At 48.4% G+C, this 5,799-nt stretch carries 5 protein-coding genes and 2 pseudogenes; 5 read left to right on the top strand and 2 right to left on the bottom strand.

Annotation, left to right across the window (positions count from 1 at the left end):
• The 4 genes and pseudogenes from AC6BYQ_RS27915 to AC6BYQ_RS27900 all read left to right on the top strand — a co-directional run.
• A partial coding sequence (locus AC6BYQ_RS27915; protein ID WP_498057874.1) for an IS91 family transposase occupies positions 1–873 on the top strand: 873 nt, incomplete at its 5' end.
• 142 nt (positions 874–1,015) lie between these two features.
• Positions 1,016–1,147, top strand: a pseudogene (locus AC6BYQ_RS27910) (integrase core domain-containing protein); the annotation flags it as partial.
• Positions 1,148–1,464: 317 nt separating this feature from the next.
• On the top strand, positions 1,465–2,160 hold the full coding sequence (gene aqpZ / locus AC6BYQ_RS27905) for an aquaporin Z (RefSeq protein WP_498057873.1): 696 nt from the start codon (positions 1,465–1,467) through the stop codon (positions 2,158–2,160).
• 790 nt (positions 2,161–2,950) lie between these two features.
• A complete protein-coding gene (locus tag AC6BYQ_RS27900) occupies positions 2,951–3,238 on the top strand; it encodes a hypothetical protein (protein ID WP_498057872.1) in 288 nt (95 codons plus the stop codon).
• 653 nt (positions 3,239–3,891) lie between these two features.
• Here AC6BYQ_RS27900 and AC6BYQ_RS27895 read toward each other — a convergent pair.
• Positions 3,892–4,985 (bottom strand): annotated as a pseudogene (locus AC6BYQ_RS27895) (IS3 family transposase).
• Between the two features lie 400 nt (positions 4,986–5,385).
• Entirely contained in the window at positions 5,386–5,547 is a 162-nt protein-coding gene (locus AC6BYQ_RS27890) for a hypothetical protein (RefSeq protein ID WP_198637314.1), read from the bottom strand.
• Here AC6BYQ_RS27890 and AC6BYQ_RS27885 point away from each other — a divergent pair.
• Positions 5,546–5,799 (top strand): transposase zinc-binding domain-containing protein (locus AC6BYQ_RS27885; protein ID WP_498057871.1); only part of this gene is annotated, 254 nt, incomplete at its 3' end. The genes AC6BYQ_RS27890 and AC6BYQ_RS27885 overlap by 2 nt on opposite strands.

The following is a 5,799-nucleotide window of genomic DNA, read 5'->3' as shown; positions in this document are numbered from 1 at the left end:
CCCCTGCTCAATGACCTGTTTCGCTGCGCCACCCGCGCCATGCTCCGCTGGGCGCGCCAACAGGGGATCGAAGTCGGCATCTTTTGCGCGCTACACACCTACGGCCGACAGCTGAATCAGCACCCGCATATCCACGTTTCCGTTACCCGCGGCGGACTCGATGTCAAACATAGCACCTGGCGGCAGCTGTTCTTTAAAAAGAAAGAGGTGGAAGCCATCTGGCGCAACGCCGTCATTTACCTGCTGAGCGACAACTATGCACGCATCAATCCCGGCGCCCTGCCGGGTCTCGGCCATATCCGTAACGAAGACCGGTGGCACCGCTACCTGCATGCCCAGTATCGCTGTGCCTGGAAAGTGCATTTCGCCAAAAAGACCCGCGGCGCCTGGCGCAGCGTGAAATACCTCGGCCGTTATCTGAAGCGCCCGCCGGTGGCGGCCTCACAGCTGCGCCACTACCGCGGCGGTGCCGTGGTGCATCAGTATTACGATCACCGCACGCAGCAGCACAAACGGCAGAAAATCAGCCAGGAGGAGATGCTACAGCGTTACGTCAGCCATATTCCGGCGCGGCATTTTAAAATGGGGCGGTACTACGGTTTTCTGGCCAACCGCAAGCGAGGCTCGCTGCTGCCGAAGGTTTACGACGCGCTGGAAATGACGGTACGGGAAAAACCGAAGCGGCCCGGGTTCGCGGTGCTGATAAAAGGCTTCCTGGGAACCGATCCGTACCAGTGTATCCTGTGCAAAGGCCGACTGCGTTTTGCCGGCGCTATGGCGGATGAACACGCTACAAAAATGCTCTCTGACAGGCTGCACCGGATGGCGAAAAAACGATGGCTTCAGAGCCCAGCTCTGGATAAGTGCGCCTGAAAAATGGGTTTTAGTTTAAAAACTCAACAAAGTTGGCATTTTTACGCGTAATAGCTCGGCACTGCCCGCCCTCTGGGAGTATGACACGCTACGATCTATGGTTTGGGATCTCAAAAATAGTCGATTCAATCTCCTAACCATGAACGAGAACTGGTTTATGTCTTTGGAGGATGCACGGTGCAAAATCGAGGCCTGGCGCATACACTATAACCAGAGGCGTCCCCATTCTGCGCTGGGCTGGATGGTCCCGTCAGAATTTGCTGAGAAGTCTGCCGGTTGCCAGAATACACAACCAACATCAAGCCGGTTATTCCTGATTATGACTGGATCATATTCAGGGTCAGGCCTTGCCAAATCTAAGCCAGTTCATTGTAATCCACTTTTGAGATACAAGGAGGAGTCTATTCCAGCACCGCAACGGGATTGCCCTTCGCCACCACTGGCGATGAAACCCTCGGATGCAATACTTTGTCTTTTGCTTAGTATCGCGAGTCCTGTAATAAAAATTATTAAGCAATTCGATAGATTAAAAAAAATGTTCTATAGTTTTATAGGCTAACGTCCGTTAGTCTATTTCGTGAGATAGAATCTATGTCAAAAAGACTGTTTGCCGAATTCTTTGGCACATTTTGGTTGGTGTTCGGAGGGTGTGGAAGCGCAGTATTAGCAGCGGCATTTCCTCAGCTGGGTATTGGTTTCCTCGGCGTCGCGATCGCTTTCGGTCTGACCGTGGTGACGATGGCCTATGCCGTCGGCCATATTTCCGGAGGGCATTTTAACCCAGCAGTTACCGTTGGGTTATTCGCAAGCGGTCGTTTCTCGGCGAAAGAAGTTATTCCTTACGTTCTCGTTCAAGTGATCGGCGGTATCGCCGCAGCGTCGGTGCTGTATTTTATCGCTAGCGGCAAAGGCGGGTTCGACGCCACCGCAGGTGGTTTCGCCTCCAATGGTTACGGCGAACACTCCCCGGGTGGTTACTCTCTGCAAGCCGCAATCGTGATTGAGCTAGTACTGACCGCCTTCTTCCTGATCGTGATCCATGGTGTGACCGACAAGCGCGCTCCTGCGGGCTTTGCCCCTCTGGCTATCGGACTGGCGTTGGCTCTTATCCACCTGATCAGCATCCCAGTGACCAACACTTCCGTCAACCCGGCACGCAGCACCGGCGTAGCGCTCTTCCAGGGCACCTGGGCGTTGCAGCAGTTGTGGGTATTTTGGCTGGTGCCACTGGTTGGTGGTGCTATCGGTGGGCTGCTCTACCGCTATCTGTTAGAAGATAATAAATAAGAACTCTCTCGCATAAGGTGGCACCAGAGGATATTTTATGGTGCTGCCTTGTAGTCACACTATAGTGACTCAAGTCAGTAGATAATGTCAATGTCGTCTCTAAATAACAATTATATTTTCCCGCGCCACCCAACATGGTATTTTCTGATGATTGCAACCCTGAATAATGGTATCAACATATTGAATACTGAGTTTTCCGAGGTGGCTGAGATATTATTAGTGGCAAAAAAATAAATGTAACTTTAGTTATTCCAATGAAAATTATTCTGATATACTTTCAATTACCACTAACATTCCCCCGGCATTGTGTTTCCCCTATTTTTTAGACTCATACCTCATGTTATTAAGCCAACCTGTGTCGTATACACTCCCTCTGCGAATGGTAGCCTAACGCACTGTGCGTATGCCATTGCTATATTCTGCACTGTCATCCGGACGCGACATAATGCTGATATAATAACGCATTATCGCATCACTGATTTTTTAACATGTACATCTGAATTTAAAATAATTGCTTTTTAAATTATTATCACAATCACTTTAACCATGATGTGAATTTATTTTCATTAGCTTATTTTAGGCTTTTCACAACCATAATGAAATACCTCTATATTTGCAGGCTTATCGACCAACGCATTGATAAATATACTTATAATAATGAATTGGTAGACAATGCCCATCCATTGCTGATGAGTAGCAGTGAATAAAAACTTGCCAATAATAAATAGTGCTCTATATTTAAATATACAAATGACATTCTTCCTCCCAAAGCACAAAAAGAGATATCTTTATGGATACTAACACTATTGTAAATCTTGTAATTGGTGGTGTCATTGGCTGGTTGTCAGGTTACCTGCCATTTGTCAAACAATTGGGTGTGGCTAATATAACAAGAACCATTACCAATGTTATTTGTGGGGTAATTGGTGGTGGTGTGGGCGCAGCGGCTGTAGATGGAATATTTGAGAACACCGGAGCTCTCTCTCTAGTAAATCTGCCCAGTTTGATTGGCGCCATAGTGGGCTCTGGTCTACTATCAACAATATCATCGATAATTTATAATAAAATTAAAGGTTGATTCTTGGGTTGCAATTTACTCGTGAGTTCCCAAAATGGCTGATAGGTTCCCAGAAATCAGTTCTGATAGATCAGCACAAAAACATATGCTTTTCGATGAAGGCACCGATGACCTTATCAGGCAACTAAATCGACCGTAATAAGCAGATTTTTTTACTGGCCAGGCGCTTTATATGAGTGTGTAACGTCAAGTTGGAGTCATTACCAAAATCAAGTCATTGAAATAGTGATAATTAATAAATTCAAACCACGTTAGTTAGCATCTAACGTGGTTTTTGTTTAACTTGCATTTAAATTCCATTGTATAAGCTGGGGTTTTTGAGAATGTACAATTGAAATACAATGATTTTTTCGATTTTGTTGTTATCATGGTTATTGTTATTCTGTTATCAATTTCTTTTTCATTGTCTTTTGTCATCTGGGTTTTATCATAATGAGAATGGAGTTCTTCTATATTGGAGTCATTCACGGCCACTTCACACTGAAAAATGATTATTTTCAGAAGTGACCGGTAATAACTTAAATGCCAGCTACTTAGACATCCTCTATGTGTTCTTGGGAAGCTGGTATTCCTTCAGGCCAACACCTTAACCGATACTGTAATTCTTCCACCTCTTGTTTCTTAAGCCAGCTGCCTGTGTAAGTATCCCAACTTTAGTTCCACGTACTTTTTGAGAGTTCCGGTTTTTCAGCCATCAGCCGGTACTCTTCCGGTGTCAGGTTATTCAGGGATTCATGAGGCCGCTCGTTGTTATATTCCGTCAGCCAGCGCTCTGTAATTTCCCGTGCTTCATTCAGTGTTCTGAACAGATAAAAATCCAGGATTTCTGTCCGGTATGTCCGGTTGAACCGTTCGATAAAAGCATTTTGTGTTGGCTTACCCGGCTTGATAAATTCGAGCTGCACGCCATGTTCTTCGGCCCATTGTGCCAGCGCAAGTGAAACCAGTTCTGGCCCGTTGTCCATCCGCATCTTCAACGGGTAGCCGCGATTTACCACGATCCTGCCCAACACCCGGACGACGCGTTGCGCCGGGATATTAAGGTCGATTTCTATCGCCAGAGCTTCACGGTTTAAATCATCCACCACATTGAAGGTCCGGAAGCGCCTGCCGCAGACCAGCGCATCGTGCATAAAATCGATGGACTAGCTCTGGTTTAACGCTTGCGGCGTCGCCAGTGGTGCTGGATTACGCACTGGCAGCCGCTGTTTTCCCTTACGACGAAAATTCAGTTTTAGCAGACAGTAAATCCGATGAACGCGTTTATGCGTTCCAGGTATTGCCCTGCCTGCGCAGCAGCTGGAACAACTTCTTAAAACCGTAGCGCGGATAGCGTTCTGCCAGTTCAGTCAGCGCATGGATCACCGTTCATCACGCCGGGCATCGGGCTGATAAAAATATACCGTCCTGCAGGCCTGGCGTAAACTCATGGCAAATTGCGCCGTCAGATAGCTGACGAGTTCGCGCTTTATCGCTGGTTTTAAAGCTTTTTTTCGATGACGTCTTTCAGTGGCCGACACTCAAGGCTGAGATCAGCAAACATCTGTTTAAGCCTCCGGTTCTCATCTTCCAGATCTTTGATTTTTTTAATATCAGCCGCTTCCATCCCGCCATACTTTGCCTTCCAGTTGTAATAGCTGGCTTCCGAAATAGCGGCTTCACGGCACACATCCTTGACGGTACGTCCGGCTTCGACGGACTTCAATACGGCGATGATCTGGTGTTCAGTGAATCGGATCTTGCGCATAGCGATCTCCTCAGGGGACATAATCAGTATGTCGGAAGATCGGGGTTTGGGGAGCAACGGAACAGTAAACACCGTTAATCGGTTAATTTAAATAGCCATTAATTTATTAATCAATAGATTATACTTCTTCACTAAAAGCTCCCAGCCTGCCTAATCAGATTGAGAGTGAATGAGTTTGCAACATTTGGCCTGTCGGACAGCATAACTGGAGGCCATGTCGTCTGAAGCCGCGCTGAAACAACCAAAACCAGCCTCCTTTGTTATCAGGTGTCAGGCCCATATCCCGAAAACCCGCCCGGTAAAGCGTGGGAATAGCATCTGCAAGCGTGCTATTGAACGTAGCGCCCCTGCGGGTCGAGCACGGCAGCACTGCTGCCTCTACCGTCTTTAAGCCCCTGCCTCACATCAACGCCGGCGCCGCCTGACGGCCCGGCAGTTCGCACGGTGGCGCATACCCCACCGCAGCGTTAACACCCACATAAAATGAGCACGTCTGCGACGTGAGCCGGCTGGCGCCGACACCCTTTTCCTGTTCCCTGCCGCCCTGTAGACTCTGCACCATGTATATTCCGCGCCCCGCAAAGCTGTTGTTCCAACACGATGATGGCTGGAGCCGCTATCTCGACAAACACGGCGACGCCCTCAGCGACTGGACCAAACTCACCGTCGAGCGCATGCTCGCCTGCGGCACCTGCGCCATGGGCGTGCGCCGTTACTGCTGCGCTTCACCGGACTGCACCCATTCCCGCTTTTTCTGCCAGAGCTGCAAGTCCAAGGCCTGCAGCAGCTGTGGCCTCAAGGCCACTGAGCAGTG

The organism is Serratia sp. LTN-2 (assembly GCF_059740205.1).
Note: the sequence above shows the minus strand (reverse complement) of the source record. Positions and strands in the feature narration are given on the sequence as shown.